At 72.2% G+C, this 15,597-nt stretch carries 16 protein-coding genes; 4 read left to right on the forward strand and 12 right to left on the reverse strand.

The features are described 5' to 3' along the window. Window positions 1-45 precede the first annotated feature (45 nt). The 6 genes from SVTN_RS28440 to SVTN_RS28465 all read right to left on the reverse strand — a co-directional run bounded on the left by SVTN_RS28440 (window position 46) and on the right by SVTN_RS28465 (window position 5,255). Entirely contained in the window at window positions 46-1,209 is a 1,164-nt protein-coding gene (locus SVTN_RS28440) for a low temperature requirement protein A (protein ID WP_041131665.1), read from the reverse strand. Between the two features lie 256 nt (window positions 1,210-1,465). Beyond that, a complete protein-coding gene (locus SVTN_RS28445) occupies window positions 1,466-1,930 on the reverse strand; it encodes a MarR family winged helix-turn-helix transcriptional regulator (protein WP_041131666.1) in 465 nt (154 codons plus the stop codon). Window positions 1,931-2,031: 101 nt separating this feature from the next. Further along, window positions 2,032-2,451 (reverse strand): SRPBCC family protein, encoded by a 420-nt coding sequence (locus SVTN_RS28450; protein ID WP_041131667.1) that lies wholly within the window; start codon window positions 2,449-2,451, stop codon window positions 2,032-2,034. Window positions 2,452-2,500: 49 nt separating this feature from the next. Continuing rightward, on the reverse strand, window positions 2,501-3,511 hold the full coding sequence (locus tag SVTN_RS28455) for an aldo/keto reductase (protein ID WP_041131668.1): 1,011 nt from the start codon (window positions 3,509-3,511) through the stop codon (window positions 2,501-2,503). 692 nt (window positions 3,512-4,203) lie between these two features. Then, window positions 4,204-4,464, reverse strand: a complete 261-nt coding sequence (locus tag SVTN_RS45710) for a Rossmann-fold NAD(P)-binding domain-containing protein (protein WP_245727655.1) — start codon at window positions 4,462-4,464, stop codon at window positions 4,204-4,206. 185 nt (window positions 4,465-4,649) lie between these two features. Beyond that, on the reverse strand, window positions 4,650-5,255 hold the full coding sequence (locus SVTN_RS28465) for a TetR/AcrR family transcriptional regulator (protein WP_041131669.1): 606 nt from the start codon (window positions 5,253-5,255) through the stop codon (window positions 4,650-4,652). 128 nt (window positions 5,256-5,383) lie between these two features. Here SVTN_RS28465 and SVTN_RS28470 point away from each other — a divergent pair, with 128 nt between their 5' ends. The 4 genes from SVTN_RS28470 (at window position 5,384) to SVTN_RS28485 (ending at window position 9,409) form a co-directional block, all read left to right on the forward strand. Continuing rightward, complete coding sequence (locus SVTN_RS28470; protein ID WP_245727656.1) at window positions 5,384-6,187, forward strand: hypothetical protein; 804 nt, start codon at window positions 5,384-5,386, stop codon at window positions 6,185-6,187. A gap of 129 nt (window positions 6,188-6,316) precedes the next feature. Next, window positions 6,317-7,246, forward strand: a complete 930-nt coding sequence (locus tag SVTN_RS28475; RefSeq protein WP_041131671.1) for a zinc-binding dehydrogenase — start codon at window positions 6,317-6,319, stop codon at window positions 7,244-7,246. Between the two features lie 56 nt (window positions 7,247-7,302). Continuing rightward, window positions 7,303-8,304: an LLM class flavin-dependent oxidoreductase gene (locus SVTN_RS28480; RefSeq protein WP_041131672.1), complete on the forward strand. Its 1,002-nt coding sequence runs from the start codon at window positions 7,303-7,305 to the stop codon at window positions 8,302-8,304. Window position 8,305: 1 nt separating this feature from the next. Further along, on the forward strand, window positions 8,306-9,409 hold the full coding sequence (locus SVTN_RS28485) for an alkene reductase (protein WP_281192559.1): 1,104 nt from the start codon (window positions 8,306-8,308) through the stop codon (window positions 9,407-9,409). A 235-nt stretch (window positions 9,410-9,644) separates the two neighbouring features. On the opposite strand, the gene SVTN_RS28490 is transcribed toward SVTN_RS28485, so the two are convergent. From SVTN_RS28490 to SVTN_RS28515, 6 genes are all read right to left on the reverse strand, one after another. Continuing rightward, window positions 9,645-10,688 carry a serine hydrolase domain-containing protein gene (locus tag SVTN_RS28490; protein WP_041131673.1) on the reverse strand — a complete coding sequence of 348 codons (1,044 nt, stop codon included), beginning with the start codon at window positions 10,686-10,688 and terminating at the stop codon, window positions 9,645-9,647. Window positions 10,689-10,800: 112 nt separating this feature from the next. Then, window positions 10,801-11,922, reverse strand: coding sequence for a glycosyltransferase family 4 protein (locus SVTN_RS28495; protein ID WP_041131674.1), 1,122 nt, complete (start codon window positions 11,920-11,922; stop codon window positions 10,801-10,803). Next, a complete protein-coding gene (locus tag SVTN_RS28500) occupies window positions 11,919-12,455 on the reverse strand; it encodes a dCTP deaminase (RefSeq protein WP_041131675.1) in 537 nt (178 codons plus the stop codon). The genes SVTN_RS28495 and SVTN_RS28500 overlap by 4 nt, the downstream gene beginning before the upstream one ends. After that, on the reverse strand, window positions 12,452-12,991 hold the full coding sequence (dcd, locus tag SVTN_RS28505; RefSeq protein ID WP_041131676.1) for a dCTP deaminase: 540 nt from the start codon (window positions 12,989-12,991) through the stop codon (window positions 12,452-12,454). Before dcd ends, SVTN_RS28500 begins: the two co-directional genes overlap by 4 nt. After that, on the reverse strand, window positions 12,988-14,220 hold the full coding sequence (locus SVTN_RS28510) for a metallophosphoesterase (RefSeq protein WP_041131677.1): 1,233 nt from the start codon (window positions 14,218-14,220) through the stop codon (window positions 12,988-12,990). Before SVTN_RS28510 ends, dcd begins: the two co-directional genes overlap by 4 nt. Next, window positions 14,217-15,539 (reverse strand): UDP-N-acetylglucosamine 1-carboxyvinyltransferase, encoded by a 1,323-nt coding sequence (locus SVTN_RS28515; RefSeq protein WP_041131678.1) that lies wholly within the window; start codon window positions 15,537-15,539, stop codon window positions 14,217-14,219. Before SVTN_RS28515 ends, SVTN_RS28510 begins: the two co-directional genes overlap by 4 nt. Between the last annotated feature and the right edge of the window lie 58 nt (window positions 15,540-15,597).

Here is a 15,597-nt window from a genome sequence, read left to right on the forward strand (position 1 = left end):
CGGAGAGGGCACGGTTTCTCTCCGCGCGTGGGCCGGAGGAGCCGCCTATGCGCCCGTTCCGGCGGTCATCCCCGAGAGGACCCGGCGGTGTACCTCCCGCAGGGTGACGACGAGGGCGATGAGGACGAGGTCCAGGATGAGGACCGAGGCCAGCGGGGGGAGCCGGAGGGTGACGCCGCCAGCGAGGGCGAAGGCGAGGCAGGCGAGGAGGCGGGCGCCCCAGGCCTGTCCGGTGGAGGCGCGGTACCACCAGGCCTGGGTGATGACGTAGAGGATCGGGCCGCCGAAGAGGAGCAGGCTGAGGGTGGTGCTGCCGTGGCCGGTGGGGTGGCTGATGGCGAGTTCGGCGCCGACCGCGAGGGCGACGAGGCCGGCCAGGGTGGGGTACTGGCCGCTGACGGCGCGGCGGACCGGCAGCAGTTTGTCGGTGGTGGTGGCGATGTGCCGGGCGAGGATGTCCTCGCCGCCCTGGAAGTAGCTGGCGCACAGGCACACGAGGGCGACGAAGACGCCGAGGCCGGCCGTCACGGTCGCCGCGTCCACCGGGGCTGCCGAGATCGCCGTGCCGATGGTGAGGACCGTCTCGCCGAGCTGGATGATGATGAACAGGCGGATCCGTTCCACCATGTGTTCGGCGTCGAAGACCAGGCCCCGTGAGGAGAGCCGGTCGCGCGGCAGGGGGTGGGCCAGCCAGACACCCAGCATGTCGACGGCGGCTGCCGCCGCCCACCAGGCCAGGCGCGGTCCGTGGTCCATGGCCGCGCCGGTCAGCCACAGCGGCACCGATACGACGGCCCAGGCCGTCACGCGGCGGTAGTGCCGGCGAAGGACGGGGGTCGGGGCGGTCACGGCGGCGAAGACGTCGACCAGGAGCAGGATGACGACCAGCGGGATCGCGAAGGCCCACGGCCGGTCGGCGAAGGCGTGCGGGATCTGGGCGTTCATGAACAGACCCAGCCCCATCACCACCAGGACCAGCCACCGGGTCCGGGGCCTGGCGACGTCGAGGAAGGTGGCGTCGAAGCTGGTCAGGGCCCAGGTGCTGAGGACGGCGACGAGCATCACCGCGGTCTCGGCGGCCCCGCGCCAGGAGAGCTCGTCGTGCAGGTGGTGGGCGAGCTGTCCGACGGCGAAGACGAAGACCAGGTCGAAGAAGAGCTCCAGCGGCGCGACGCTGCGGCGCACGGAGGCGAACGACGCGCTGCTCATGCCGGTGCGCCGCTGCGAGGTCCGGGACGGCTCTGCATGGTCTTCACGATCCGGTCCTGCGGTGCGGGGCGCAATTTCTGGGTCTGTTCCCGTGGGCGGACGGTGGGTGACCGGGCGGGTTCATGCCGCGTAGGCGTGGTGGAGGACGGCGACGAAGAGGGCGACGACCAGGAAGGCGACCGCGCCCGTCAGCAGTGCCTTCGCGGGATCGCTCACCGGCCGGGTCTTGCGGGCCGCCGGCGGGGAGAGGCTGCGCTCATGGGGTGGGCGGTGTTCTGACCGCTCGGACCGCCTCGGCGAGCGACGCCAGCTCCGGATGCGTGGCGGCTTCGTCGAGCGCCTCGCGGCAGGTGGCGTCGTGCGTCGGCCGGGCCTCCGTCAGGAGTGCGAGACCGGTGCCCGTGACGTCGGTGTAGATGCCGCGGCGGTCCGTCGGGCAGAGGTACCGGGCCAGCAGGCCGCGGTCCTCCAGTCGGCTGACCAGGCGCGTGGTGGCGCTCTGGCTCAGGACGACCGCGTCGGCGACCTGCTTCATCTGCAGGTGGCCGCCTTCGCCGTCGTGCTGTCGGCTGAGGACGTCGAGGAGTGCGTACTCCCGCACGCTCAGGCTGTACCGGGACTGCAGGGCGCGCTCGATGCGCGTCTCGATCCTGCCGTGCAGCAGCGACAGGGCGGCCCATCCGCTGGCGAGGGCGGTGAGCGCGGGATCGGTGGCGGTCATGGGACTCGATGTCTCCTCAGGGGCGGCGGGCGGGGCTCGGGGAAGGACCGCGGCCCGGGCACGCGGGGGCGTGTCCGGGCCGAGCGGAGGGGCCGTCGGTGTCAGGCGGCGAGGGTCTCGTGCAGGGCGTCGAGGCCGTCGGCGTAGATGCCGGTGAACAGGTCGACGACTTCCTGCTCGGTGGCGCCCTTGGGGTTGAAGCGTCCGGACCACTGGACCTCGGCGAGGTCGTCGCGGCCGGGGACCGTGTGGACGCGGAGGGTGGAGACGTATCCGTCGACGGGGAACGGCGCTTCGAGGATGGCGTAGCTGTAGTGGCGTTCGGCCTCGTCGAAGTCCACGAGGCGCTCGATGATGACGTCGCCGTCGGGGTTGGTCAGGCGGCGGACGCGGCCGCCTTCGAGCGCGGTGCTCTCGGGGATGTAGGGGAGCCAGTCCGGGAGGGCGTCGAAGCCGCCGATGAGGTTCCAGACCTGCTGGGGGGTGGCGGGGACGACGCGGGAGACGGACGTGGAAGCCATGGTGGTGCTCCTGTTGCTGTGTGGGGGGAGAGAGGTGCGGGGGTGGGGGTCAGGCGTTGTTCGGGAGCGGGGCGGCCGGGCTGACCAGGCCGGCGGCCCGGAGGTCGGTCCAGAACGCGGCCGGGACGGTCTCGTTCAGGGCCGCGGTGTCCTCGGCGATGCGGCTGGGCCGGGTGGCGCCGGGGATGACGGCGGCGGACGCCGGGTGGGCGAGGGAGAACTGCAGGGCGGCGGCCTTGATGCTCACGGCGTGCTTCTCGGCCAGCGCCTTCAGCTTCCCGACGCGCTCGACGATCTCGGCCGGGGCCTGCTGGTACTCGAAGTGGGTGCCGCCGGCGAGGATGCCGGAGCTGTACGGGCCGCCGACGACCATGTCGACGCCCTGCTCCTGCGCCATGGGCAGCAGGCGGGTGAGGGCGTGCTCGTGGTCGAGGAGGGTGTAGCGGCCGGCGAGGAGGAAGCCGTCGGGCTGCGGCTCGTCGAGGGCGAGGGTCAGCTCGATGGGCTCGGTCTTGTTGACGCCGAGACCCCAGGCCTTGATGACGCCTTCGTCGCGCAGCCGGGACAGGACGCGGAAGGCGCCGGTGCGGGCCTCCTCGAACTTCTGCAGCCAGGCGTCGCCGTGGAAGTCCTGGGCGATGTCGTGGACCCAGACGATGTCGAGCCGGTCGGTGCCCAGGCGCTTGAGGCTGCCCTCGATGGAGCGCTCGGTGGCGTCGGCGGTCCACTCGTGGAGGATCCTGTTCGGGTTGCCGTGCTCGAACAGGCCGCCCTTCTCGCCGAAGTCGGGGACGTCCGTCTCGTGCTCGTCGAGGACGACCCGGCCGACCTTGGTGGACAGGACGTACTCGTCGCGGGGCTTGCCGGCGAGGACCTCACCGAGCCGCTCCTCGGCGAGGCCGGCGCCGTAGAAGGGGGCGGTGTCGTAGAAGCGGATGCCGTGGTCCCAGGCGGCCTCGACGGTGGCGCGGGCCTCGTCGTCGGGGATGGCGCGGAACATGTTGCCGAGCGGGGCGGTGCCGAAGCCGAGACGGCCGGGAAGGAGGTTCTTGAGCGACATGGGAAGTGCCTTTGCGAGAGGGGGGAGGGCCGGGAGGCCCCCACGAGCACTCGCATCTGGATGCAAGCGCGCCTTACATGTGAAGACAATACTTGCGCACGCTGGCTAATGCAAGCACTGGATATGCGCGTTCGCTCTGTAAAGGGTTCGCATCTCTCCGTGTGCTCCCCGCCATGGCTCTGCGTGGCCGCCGACGTCAGGTCGTGCGACGGAGTGCGGCCCCGGCGTCCTCCCGGGGGCGGGCGGCCGCCTCCGGATCGAGCGCATGGGCGGCCACGCCCCCGGGACTGCCCTCCTCGTCGCCGCGCATGACCCGCGCCCCTGGTTGTCCTCGAAATAACGACCCGTGACGCCGTCCAGTAGCGGAGAGATGGCCGACAGGGCGGACGCGGCCGCCCCCGGGCGGGTTCTTGCAGGAGGGGGAGGCGTCAGGCTCCCCTCGCCGTCCATCACGGCGAACGCCCCCATCGTGTCGTCGTCCAGGCGCCTCCGCAGTCGGGTGAGGATGGAGCCGGGGTGGAGGGCGTTCGCCGTGATCCCGCCCCCCGCCCACCGCAGGGCGCCGACCGCGAGCAGTACGCCGGCGTTCTTGGACTGCCTGTACGCGGCCCACGGGTCGTACGGTCGCCGCGCGAAGTGCGGGTCCCCGAAGGCGAAGGGCGCACCCCGGTGGGCACCGGAACTCACCACCACTACCCGGGCCGCGCCGAGGCCCGTAGCGCGGGGCGCAGTCCGGTGGCGGGGGCGAAGTGGCCGAGGTGGTCGGTGGCCCGCCACCTCCCCCATCCTGCAGGGGTCGGGGTGCGCGCGGGGAGGGCCGTGATCCCCGCGTTCGCCACGAGGATGTTGAGCGGCCCGTCCCGGGTCCGTACGAAGGCGCCGCCCGAGCCCGGGCCGGACGGGCCCGGGCCGGACGGGCCGAGCGCCGCCGCCTGCACCTGCCCCCCCACCACGCCCCCAGGCCGGCCCCACCGACCCGCTCGCCGCAGCCGCCTGACCGCCCTTCACCAGGACCCGACACGCCCCTGGGCGGTCGCGAACCTGCCCGCGTCGGCGCCGCCTCCCGCTGACCCTCGCGGCCCGCTTCAGACGCACCGTCGGCCGCGCCCCCGGGGGGCGACGTTTCGGGTTCGCGCCGTCAGCCCGTGAACCGGCCGAGGGTGGGGGCCGGGACGGGGAGCGGGTGGGCGCCCTGGGGGCGGAGGCCGTCGATGATCAGGGCGAGGTAGCGCTGCCACAGCGAGCCCTGCGGGTCCTCGTCGATGCTGAGCACGGCCTGTGCGGCGGCGCTGAGCAGGAGCACGATGTCGAGGCCGGTGACGTCGTCGCGTACGGCCCCGGCTTCCCGGGCGCGGTCGACGAGCGTGTCCGCCACTTCGGCGACGCGTTCGCGGGAGGCGCGGACGCTGGCCTCGCTGGGCGAGAGGGCCGCGGCGGCCTGGCAGAACGAGCGGTCGCGGACGTGGATCTCCACGCCCGTCGTCATGAACTCGAAGAGCGCCGCCTCGGCGTCGTCCGCCTCGGTCAGTCGCCGTCCGACGGCTACCAGTTCCTCCAGCCGGTCGCTGAAGACCTCGGCGAGGAGCTGTTCCTTGGTGTCGAAGTGGCGGAACACCGTGCCCTTGCCCACCCCGGCGCGCGTGGCGATGCGGGTGATCGACACGTCCATGCCGTTCTCGGCGAACTCCGCCGCGGCGGCGTCCATCAGCAGGCGTCTGTTGCGTACGGCGTCGGCTCTGGGCATGCCCCCACTCTACCTAACCGGACCGATCGGTCATGTTGTGATCCAGGTAACCGGACCAAGCGGTCCGGTTGTGCTACGGTTCAAAACGTGACCGCGCGGTCCGGTTATGGATTTCGTACCGCACGGCCGTGACCACGCATCGTGAACACGAGAGGAACGACCCAGCCATGGACGTCCGCGGCTACAAGACCGGCCCGATCCAGGCGGAGGCGGCCTTCACCTCCGACTTCCCCCTGGACGACCGCTACTCCACGCAGGACATCGTCGACATGCTGGAGCGGGAGCGCCCCAACATGGACATCCGCCCGGGCATGCGGCACAAGTACACGCCGCTCCGCTTCGACCCGGCCACGGGTGTGAAGTACATCGGTGGTCGCTACCTGTTCGACACGTGGGAGAACGTGCTCGACTACGACCACTTCACCAACGAGGAGCTCTTCCCGGAGCCCGGCGTGCACTTCTGGTCGCGCTTCCCGGGTGTCGACAAGCACTACTGGAAGGTGACCGGGGCGCACGACTTCAAGCCCATGGCCACCGCACACCACGTCAACCGCTTCGAGCGCTACTCGTACGCCGACGCCGGTGTCGAGGAGCTCCTGAAGGAGGTCTGGCCGGCGATCCGCGACGAGGCCGAGAAGCAGGGCCTGTCCAGCGTCTGGCTGATGTTCCAGCCGGAGGAGAAGCAGATCGGCATCATCACCGTCGCCGAGAAGGCGGGAGACGCCGACCCGGCCGTCGCCGTCTCCAAGGGGCTGGAGTACCTGGAGGGCCTCGCGCCCTTCGGCCGCTTCCTGCCCGAGCAGCTCGGTGCGGAGCAACTGATGGACCGCACCAGCCTGATCATCTCGTCGTGGCTGCCCGAGTCCCGGGCCCTCGGCGGGGCCCACTCGTCCTTCGACGTCTCCCCGCCGCACCCGTCGCCGCAGATCTGATCGCCGTACGGCGATGAAAGGCGCCCGGCCGGAACGGTGCGTGTTCCGGCCGGGCGCCGCCCGGGGGCCGCGTCCCACGCGGCTCCAGACCATTCAACATCACCCTTTCCCATCCTCAGGAGAACCCTCATGCGTGCCCTCATCGTCGACCGCTCCACCTCCGGCGGGCTCCGCCTGGCGGCTGACACGCCCGCCCCCGTACCCGCGCCCCACCAGGCCCTGATCCGGGTCCGGTCGATCTCCCTCAACCCCGCCGAGTTCCGGTACGTGCTTCCCGGCGCGCCCGACGGCGCGGTGATCGGCTGGGACGCGGCCGGAGTCGTCGAGCGGGCCGCCGCGGACGGCTCGGGACCGGCCGCCGGCACCCCGGTGATCACCCTCGGCATGACCGGGGCCTGGGGCGAGCTGCGTGCCGTCGACACCGCGCTGATCGGAACCGTCCCCGACGGCGCCGACCTCGGCCCGATGAGCACCCTGCCCGTCGCCGCCACCACCGCGCTGCGCGCCCTGCGCAAGCTCGGCCCGATCCTGGGCCGGCGCGTCCTGATCACCGGCGCCGCCGGAGCCGTCGGCCGTTACGCCGTGCAGCTCGCGGCCCGCGGCGGCGCCCACGTGATCGCCACCACCCGCAACCCGGACCACGCGGAGCAGATACGGGCCCTTGGCGCGCACGAGGTCGTCACCAGCCCCGCCGACGTCTCCATCCCGGTCCACGGCGTTCTCGACCTGGTCGGCGGAGCGTCTCTCGCTCCCGCCTACCAGGCCCTGGGCGAGGGCGGCATCCTCGTGACCGCCGGAGGCGCCTCCTCGGCGGCCTCCGCCTTCGAGCCGGGCAGCCTGATGTCCGACCCGCTGCGCCACGACCGATCGATCGTCACCTTCTTCCTCATGAGCGGCGACGGCATCGACGCCGACCTGACCTGGCTCGCCTCCGAGCTGGCGACCGGCGCGCTGCGTCCGCACATCGCCTGGCGCGGCGACTGGACCGACGCCGCCGAGACCATCGGCGCCGTACGGGAAAGCCGCCTGCCCGGCAAGGCCGTTCTGGACCTGTCCTGACCAGCTCACTTACGGGGCCCGCCTGCCGGGCCCCGCCCCCCCAGAAAGGAAACGACATGACCACCCGTACGCCCGTCCCGCTCTCCGTCCTCGACCTCGCCCCGATCCGCGACGGCCACGCCCCCACCGAGGCCCTGCGCAACACCGTCGAACTCGCCCGCGCCACCGAGGCGTTCGGCTACCGGCGCTTCTGGATCTCCGAGCACCACAACACCCGCGCCATGGCCAGCTCCGCGACCGCGATCATCATCGGCCAGGTCGCCGCCGCCACCGAGCGCATCAGCGTCGGCGCGGGCGGCATCATGCTGCCCAACCATGCCCCGTACGTCGTCGCCGAACAGTTCGGCACCCTCGCCACGTACCACCCCGGCCGCATCGACCTCGGCCTCGGCCGCGCGCCCGGCACCGACCCGTGGACCACCCGCGCCCTGCGCCGGCAGCACGCGAGCGGCGCCGACTTCCCCGAGCAGGTCGCGGAGCTCCGCGACTACCTGACCCCGGGCGGTACCGACCGCAGGGTCCGTGCGATCCCGGGGGAGGGCGTCGACCTGCCGGTGTACGTCCTGGGCTCCTCCACCTTCGGCGCCGCGCTCGCCGCCCGCGAAGGGCTGCCGTTCGTCCACGCGTCCCACTTCGCGCCGCAGCAGCTCGACGAGGCCCTGACGCTGTACCGGTCCTCCTTCCAGCCCTCGGCCGCGCTGGCGAAGCCGTACGCGATCGTCGCGGCCAACGCCGTCGTCGCCGACACCGAGACCGAGGCGGTACGGATCTTCAGCTCGCTCCAGCAGAAGTTCCTCACCCACTTCCGCGGCGAGATGCGGTTCCTGCCGCCCGTCGACGACATCGACACGTTCTGGAACCGGCAGGAGGCGCAGATGGTGAACGCCATGCTCGCCGAGTCCTACGTCGGCACCCCGGACACCGTCCGCCGCGGCCTCGACGACCTCGTCGCCCGCACCGGCGCCGACGAACTGATGATCCTCAGCGAGGCGTGGGACTTCGACGCCCGCCTGCGCTCGTACGAACTGCTCGCCAAGACCTGGACGGAAAGGACCTGACGTGACCGCCATCCCCGGTGCCCCGGGCACCCTCTTCGAGCCCACCCGGCTCGGCGACCTGAACCTGGCCAACCGCATGGTGATGGCGCCGATGAGCCGCGCCCGCGCGCACACCGACGGCACCCCTTCCGCCCTCATGGCGGAGTACTACGGGCAGCGCGCCACGGCCGGCCTCATCGTCGCCGAGGGCACCCACCCCGTCCCCGGTGGCGCCATCGGCCCTGACGCGCCGGGCCTGTTCACCGACGCGCACCAGGACGGCTGGGCGGCGGTCGCCGACACCGTGCACGCGCGCGGCGGCCGGATCTTCCTCCAGCTCATGCACGCCGGCCGGCTCGCCCATCCCGACTTCCTGCCCGGGGGCGTCCACCCGGTCGCTCCGAGCGCGCTCGCCGCCCGCACTCTCGTCCACACCCCGGCGGGCCGCGTGCCTGCCGTCACCCCGCACGCCCTCACCGACGACGAGATCGAGGACCTCGTCACGGCCTTCTCCCGCGCCGCCGGCCGGGCGGTGGCCGCCGGGATGGACGGCGTGGAGATCCACGCCGCCAACGGCTACCTGCTCCACCAGTTCCTCGCCGACAACGCCAACACCCGCACCGACCGCTGGGGCGGCGACACCGAGGGCCGCACCCGGCTGACGGTCGCGGTCACCCGCGCCGTAGCCGAGGCCATCGGTCCGCACCGGACCGCCCTGCGCATCAGCCCCGGAAACACCTTCGGCGACCTCACGGAGACCGATCCCTACGCCACGTACACCACACTCGTCGCGAGCCTCGCCCCACTCGGCCTCGCCTACCTGCACCACACCGAGACCGGCACCGCACTCGACGCCACCCTGCGGGCCCTGTGGCCGACGACCCTCGTGGTCACCCCGGCCCCGGGCGACGGGGACAAGACGCGGGCGGCCGCCCAGGCCCTCGGGAGGGGAGCGGATCTCGTCTCCTTCGGCCGTGATTTCCTGGCCAACCCCGACCTCGTCACCCGCTGCCGTACCGGCTCCCCGCTCAACACCCCGCTGGCCGAAGGCTTCTACGGAGGCGGGCCCCACGGCTACACCGATTATCCGACCGCTTCCGAGGGGCGCGGCGCAGCCGTGGCGTGACCAGGAGCGAGAGATGCCCAGGACAACCTGGCCGGTGGCCGGTCATTGACCACCGGCCGAGTGGAGCAAGGGGCAGGGGACGGATGCCGTCCACGTGTCGGCACACGAATCGCACGCAGACCCCGAGAGCCTGGATAACGACGAAGCCCCTGGTCACTGACCTGGGGCCTCGTGCAAGAGCCGATGACGGCAATCGAACCCGCGCTGCGTTTCCTGCGCAGGGCGGCCGGATGCCTCATGTGAATGCCAGCTCGCGGAACGTGTTGCGGATGTCCGTCAGCGGCTGGCGGTCGCGGGTGTAATAGAGCTTGTTGGTCAGCAGTACCGCCCACCGGTCCTGGGCGGGGGAGATCCACATGCCGGTGCCGGTGAAGCCGTAGTGGACCCAGACGTCCTGCTCATCGGTGGTGCCGGGGGCCGGGTGCCAGAACAGGCCGCGTTCCGGCTGGAGGCCGCCGGTCTGCACGGTGAGGGAGTGGGTGGTCCACTCGGCGCCGAAGCCAGCCTCGGCGGGGGCCGTGGTGGGGTCGAGCATGTAGCGGAGGAAGGCGGTTAGGTCGTCGAGGACGGTGAAGGTGCCGGCGATGCCGCACACTCCACCGAGGAGCCGGGCGGAGAAGTCGTGGGCTACGCCCTTGAGATGGGTGCCGGTGTCCTGGTCGAGTTCGGTGGGGGCGCATCGGACGGCGAGGCCGGTGGGCAGCGGGCCGAACCGGGTGGTGTTCATGCCCAGCGGGCGCCAGGTCCTCGTCTCGCAGAGCTGGTCGAGAGGTCGGCCGGAGAGGTGTTCGGCGAGGTAGCCGAGGATGAGAGCGGCCCGGTCGGTGTACTCGACCGCTTCGCCGGGCGGTCGGTTGAGGGCTTCGTGCAGGACCCCACGGCGGATGCCTGCCGGGTCGGTGCCGTAGAGGCTCTTCAGCTGGGCCCGGAGAGGGAGGCCGGCGGTATGGGTCAGGAGTTGGCGTGCGGTCACGGACCCGAGCGGGTGGCCGGCGACCTCGTCCCAGAAGGTGCCGAGCGGGGCGTCGAGGTCGAGGACGCCGTCCTCCCACAGGGCTCCGATGGAGGCCCAGACCGCGAGGATCTTGGTGAGGCTGGCGGCGTCGAAGACGCTGTCCGGGCGCATCCTCACGTTCGGTTCGTCGGGGTCCAGGACCCCGGTCGTGCCCGTTGCCCGGACTCCGCCGGAGTCGCCGACGGCCCACACCGCGCCCGGGTAGACCTTGTCGCGGACGCCTTCGCTGAGCAGGTTCTCGATGCGGTCGGTGCGGTACGGCATGGTCTCCCTCTTCGTGTGGGTATCCCAGCGGCCAGCGTAGTGACGTGAGCCGGGTGGGCTGGGCAACGGCGTGCCGCTGGTCGTGGGGGCGTTGCCCGGCCCCGGCTGGTTCTCAGGTGAGCTGGCGGCCGAGGTCGGCCAGTTCTCGGGCGGTCTTCGACAGGGGGTACCGGGCGGCGTTGGCGTATCCGGCCTGCCGGAGGGCGGGCAGGAGGCCGGGTTCGGTTCGCAGGCGGTCCAGGTCCCGGGCGAGGGCGGTGGGCTGGGTGAAGTCTGTGGCCAACCCGGAGCGGGCGAGGGCTTCGCTGAGGCCGGGGACGGGCTGGTAGAGGACGGGGAGGCCGCAGGCTTGGGCTTCCAGGGCGACCAGGCCCATGGCCTCCAGCGTCGTGGAAGGCATGACGAGCACGTCGTGCTCGGCGAACGCCTTCCACAGCTGGGGACGGCGGAGCCAGCCGAGATAGTTGGCCCTCACCCCGGCCCGTTGCAGCCGTGGGGCCAGCGCGCGGTACTGGGCGCTGGGGGCGGCGATGGACAGCTCGACGCCCTGGCGCGGGGCCACGCTCCGGATCAGGGCTTCGACGCCCTTCTCTGCGGTCAGCCGGCCCGCGTACAGCAGCCGCAGGTGGCTCCTCGGCGGATGGGTGGGGCGGACGGGTGGGCTGCTGAGGAGCCGGTCGGGGATGCCCCAGGGGATGTGGGTGATCTTGCGGCGGTCGGTCTGCGGGGCGAGCTTGAGGAGGTGGTCGGCCATGGCGCCGGTGGGGACGACGATGGCGTCGGCGGCCCTGGCGGTCGCCCGCAGGACCTGCAGCTGGTCGCGGTGGGCTTCGGCGAAGATCAGGTCGGTGCCGTGGACCAGGGCGATGCGGGGGTGCGTGGGCAGGGCCCTCAGCAGGGCGGGGGTGGCGCCGAAGGCGAGGTGGTGCAGGTGCAGGACGTCGATCTCGGAAGGGTTGATCGCGGCCGTCAGAGCCCTGCGCAGGGCGGCGACGTAGCGGCCGAAGGCCGGTCCCTCCAGGCACTTGCCGCCCGCGCTGAGCAGGTCGAGGCCGGCCGGCGTCCGGGGGCGGGGTCCGGCCGGGGCGAGCATGAAGGCCCTCGCGGGGATGAGGGGCTTCTCACCGGTGTAGAGGTCGAGGAACAGCTCGACACTGCCCCCGGGGCTGCCGGCGGGCAGGTCCAGAAAGGTGGCGGTCATCAGCCCCGGGGCGGGTCTGGCGAGGGAGCTCATCGGCTGCCTCCGGCGATCTCCTCGTAAAGGCGGGAGATGTCGATGCCCTCGGTGGCGGCGTACTTCGCCAGCTGCTGCTGGTAGCTGGCCGGTGCGCCCTGGGTGGTCAGGAAGACGAGCTTGCCGAACGTCATGCCCGGATAGACGCGGACGGGCCGGGCGGCCCGGATCTCCAGGGTCCAGCGGATCGCGTGGCCCTGGTGGCCGAGCGGGGCGGAGACGTGGACCCAGATGCCGAGTGCGCCGATGGTGCGGTCGCCGTTGAGCATCTGCGCGTACGCCTCCGATCCGGTCCGCTCGTGGGTGACGCCGAGGTAGAGCAGCCCGGGCTGGAGGAGCAGGCCGGTGGTGGGGATCGTCTGCTCGGTGTAGGCGGTGGGGACGGCGGCGTCGAGGTCCCCGGCGCACACGCGGAGGGTGTTGCCGAGGCGCCAGTCGTAGGCGTTCGGGGAGACGCGGGCGGGGTCGTACGGGGCGATGGTGATCTCGCCGGCACGGACGGCGGCGGTGATCGCGGGGCCGGTGAGGATCACGAGGCGACCACCCCGACGCGTGCGGCGTCCCGCCAGTAGTGAGATGGCTGGGGGCCGTCGGCGGCCTGGTACTTGCCCGCGTACAGGTCGATGTCGCCGGTGGAGACGAAGAACATGATCTGCCCGATCTTCATGCCCGCGTACACGCGCAGGGGCCGGATCGGGGAGAGCATCAGGGTCCACTGGCCGTGGAAGCCGATGTCGCCGATGGGGGCGGTGATCTCGACGAACAGGCCGAGCCGGCCGACGGAGGAGCGGCCGAAGAGCAGCGGGACGAAGGTGTCGGAGCCGATCTGTTCGAGGGTGTGGCCGAGGTAGAGCTCGCCGGGCTGGAGGACGTACCCGTCCTCGCCGATCTCGACCGTGGTGGTCGGGTTCGCCTGGTGGGCGTCGATGACCGGGTTCGTGTAGGTCAGCAGGGTGTGGCCGAGGCGGACGTTGTAGCTGTTGGGGTTGACCTGCCCGGGTTCGAACGGGCTGATGGCCAGGCGGCCGTCGCGGGCGGCGGCGGTGATCTCGGGGCCGGTGAGGATCATCGGGCACCGTCCTTGTTCTCGCTCCGGGGTAAGGGCGTGGCGATGGTTCCGCGGACGGCCTCGCCGAGGCGGAGGCCGGCCTGGTGGGTGCGTCCGCCGAGGTAGGTGTCGGCGAGGTAGTCGGTGGTCAGGACGGACCGGATGCCCTGCGGCAGCGGCCGGGGGGCGAAGGCCAGCGGGCCGACGTGCTCGGTCACGTGTGTCAGCAGGCCCTCCAGGTCCTTCGCGTACTGGTCGGGGAGGAAGACATGGACGAGCTGGTTGTCGAACGGCTCGATGGCCAGGAGGTCTCCGAGCGTCAGGACGTCGCCGAGGCGGGTGGAGCGCAGGGCGGTTTCGTTGAGGAGGACAGCATCGGCGCCGAGGCCGGTGTGCAGCCGGGCGGTGATGTCCTGGAGGAGCCGGCGGCGGTCGAGGACGGTGTCGCGGTAGGGCTCGTCGAGGGTGCCGAGGGGAGTGGCCAGCATCCGGCAGGTAGAGCTGATTTTCTCGTCCAGGGCGGCGAGGTCGTCCGGGACCGTCGTCGGGGCGGGGAAGACGGCGGTACGGGCGGCCCAGCCGGAGCCGACCGGCTCGGCGGCGGCGTATCCGGCGGCCAGCTCACCGCCCTTGACCACGAGGGTGTCGCCGACGTGCACCGGCCCGTAGGTGTCGCTGTGGCAGTGGCCGGCGAAGATGACGTCCACGAACGGGCAGGCACCGGCGAGCTTGAGGTCCTCGTCGAAGCCGGAGTGGGACAGCACGATCCACGAGTCCACGCAGTGGTGGTGTTCCAGCATCAGCTCGTGCAGCGCGGTCACGGGGTCGGTGACGTGGTGTCCGGCCCGCTGGCCGGCGGGGATGGTGAGGAACGCGCTCACGCCGATGACCGCGGTGACGGCGACCCGACGGCCGTGTACCTCGACGACACGGAGACGGTCGAACAACGGTCGTCCGGTGGCCTCGTCGACGGCGTTGCCACAGACCGTCATCTCGCGCAGTCCAGGATCGAAGTAGTGGGGCCAGCCGTGGTTGCCGGGAGCGAGCACGTCGTACAGCGTCGTGAGGATCTCCCGCTCGATGGCTCCCTTGCCCAGCCGGTAGTAGCCGGTGCCCTCGAAGAAGTCGCCGCAGTCGGCGATGAGCGAGGACGCCTTGAGGTGGTGCAGGTGCGGCAGGAGCCTGTGGGCCTGGTCGAGGGCGGAGTGCAGGTCGGTGGTGGCCACGATCTGGCCGTACTTCCTGCTCATCGCGGTACGTCGGTGAGGTCGGCGCCGAGAGCACGGAGCTTGGCGGGCAGGTCGGCGTGGCCGCGCCGCAGCTGGTCGAGGCCGCTGACGGTGGTGGCGCCCCGGGCCCCGAGGCCCGCGATCAGGAGGGCGGAGCCGGTGCGGATGTCGGTGGCCTTCACCGTGGTGCCGTTCAGGCGCTGGGGGCCGGCCAGGCGGCAGCGGGTGGGCGAGAGTTCCTCGACCACGGCCCCGAGCCGGGCGAGCTGGGGGAGGAGGTTGCCGTGACGGCCGGGGTTGATGTCGTCGGCGAACAGGTGGGTGCCGGGCAGGGTGAGGGCCAGGGCCATCAGTGCGGGCTCGAAGTCGGCGTCCAGACCGTCCGGAGTCAGGGAAGCGACTGCCCGTAGCGGTCGTCCGCTCATGGTGTGGGCCCGGTGGACGGTGATCGCGTCGGGGGCGAGGGAGACGGGGATGCCGGCCCAGTCCAGCAGGCCGGCCAGCACCTTGAGATCCGATCCGGCGACGCCTTCGACACGACCTTCACCGCCGGTGGCGGCGATCGCGCAGGCCAGCGTGCCCGCCTCGATCTTGTCGCCGGGAACTGCCCAGGCGACGGTTCCGGCCGGGATGCCCAGCGGTGGGGCCAGCGTGATCGTGTCGCTGTCGGCGCGGGCCGTCCATCCGGCGGACCGTAAGGCGGCGAGCACGCCCGTGGTCTCCGGGGACAGGTTGGGGTTGCCCAGCTCCAGACGGCTGCCGGCCACGACCGCCCGGCAGATCGCGGCGATGCTCGCTCCCCGCGAGCGGAACGGCAGCGTCAGGACGACCTTGTCCCGGCCCCGGCCCCGGTCGGCGGCCAGGACGCGGTATCCGGAGTCGTCGAGCAGGACGGTGTCGCCGAACGCTTCGTAGACGGTGAAGTGCAGCTCCATGCCGCGGTCACCGATCCGGCAGCCGCCGGGCCAGGGCAGGGCGGCCTGCCCGTAGGCGGCAAGGAGCGGCGCCACCAGGTAGTAGGAGGCCCGGATCCGGGCGGCGTCGGCCAGGTCGGGCGCCTCGGCGGGGTGCTCCTGGGGCGTGACGATGACGGCTCCCGGCTCGGCGACCGGGCGGGCGACGCGGTAGCCGGCCTGCTCCAGCAGGCCGAGCATCCTCTGCACGTCGGCGCTGGCTGGGATGCCGGACAGGCGGACCCCGCGGCCCAGGGACGCGGCGGCGGTCAGCAGTGGCAGAGCCGCGTTCTTCGAGCCGTCCACCCGGACCGTGCCGGCGAGCGGGCGGCCGGGACGGACGGTGACAGCGTCGACGTCTCTCGTACGGGCAGGGGAAAGGTCCATCAGAACCTCCTGGTCGCAGGTGGTCAGAGGTGGTGTGGCTCCAAGGGGCGGGGCTGGT

The organism is Streptomyces vietnamensis, from assembly GCF_000830005.1.
Classification (GTDB): domain Bacteria; phylum Actinomycetota; class Actinomycetes; order Streptomycetales; family Streptomycetaceae; genus Streptomyces; species Streptomyces vietnamensis.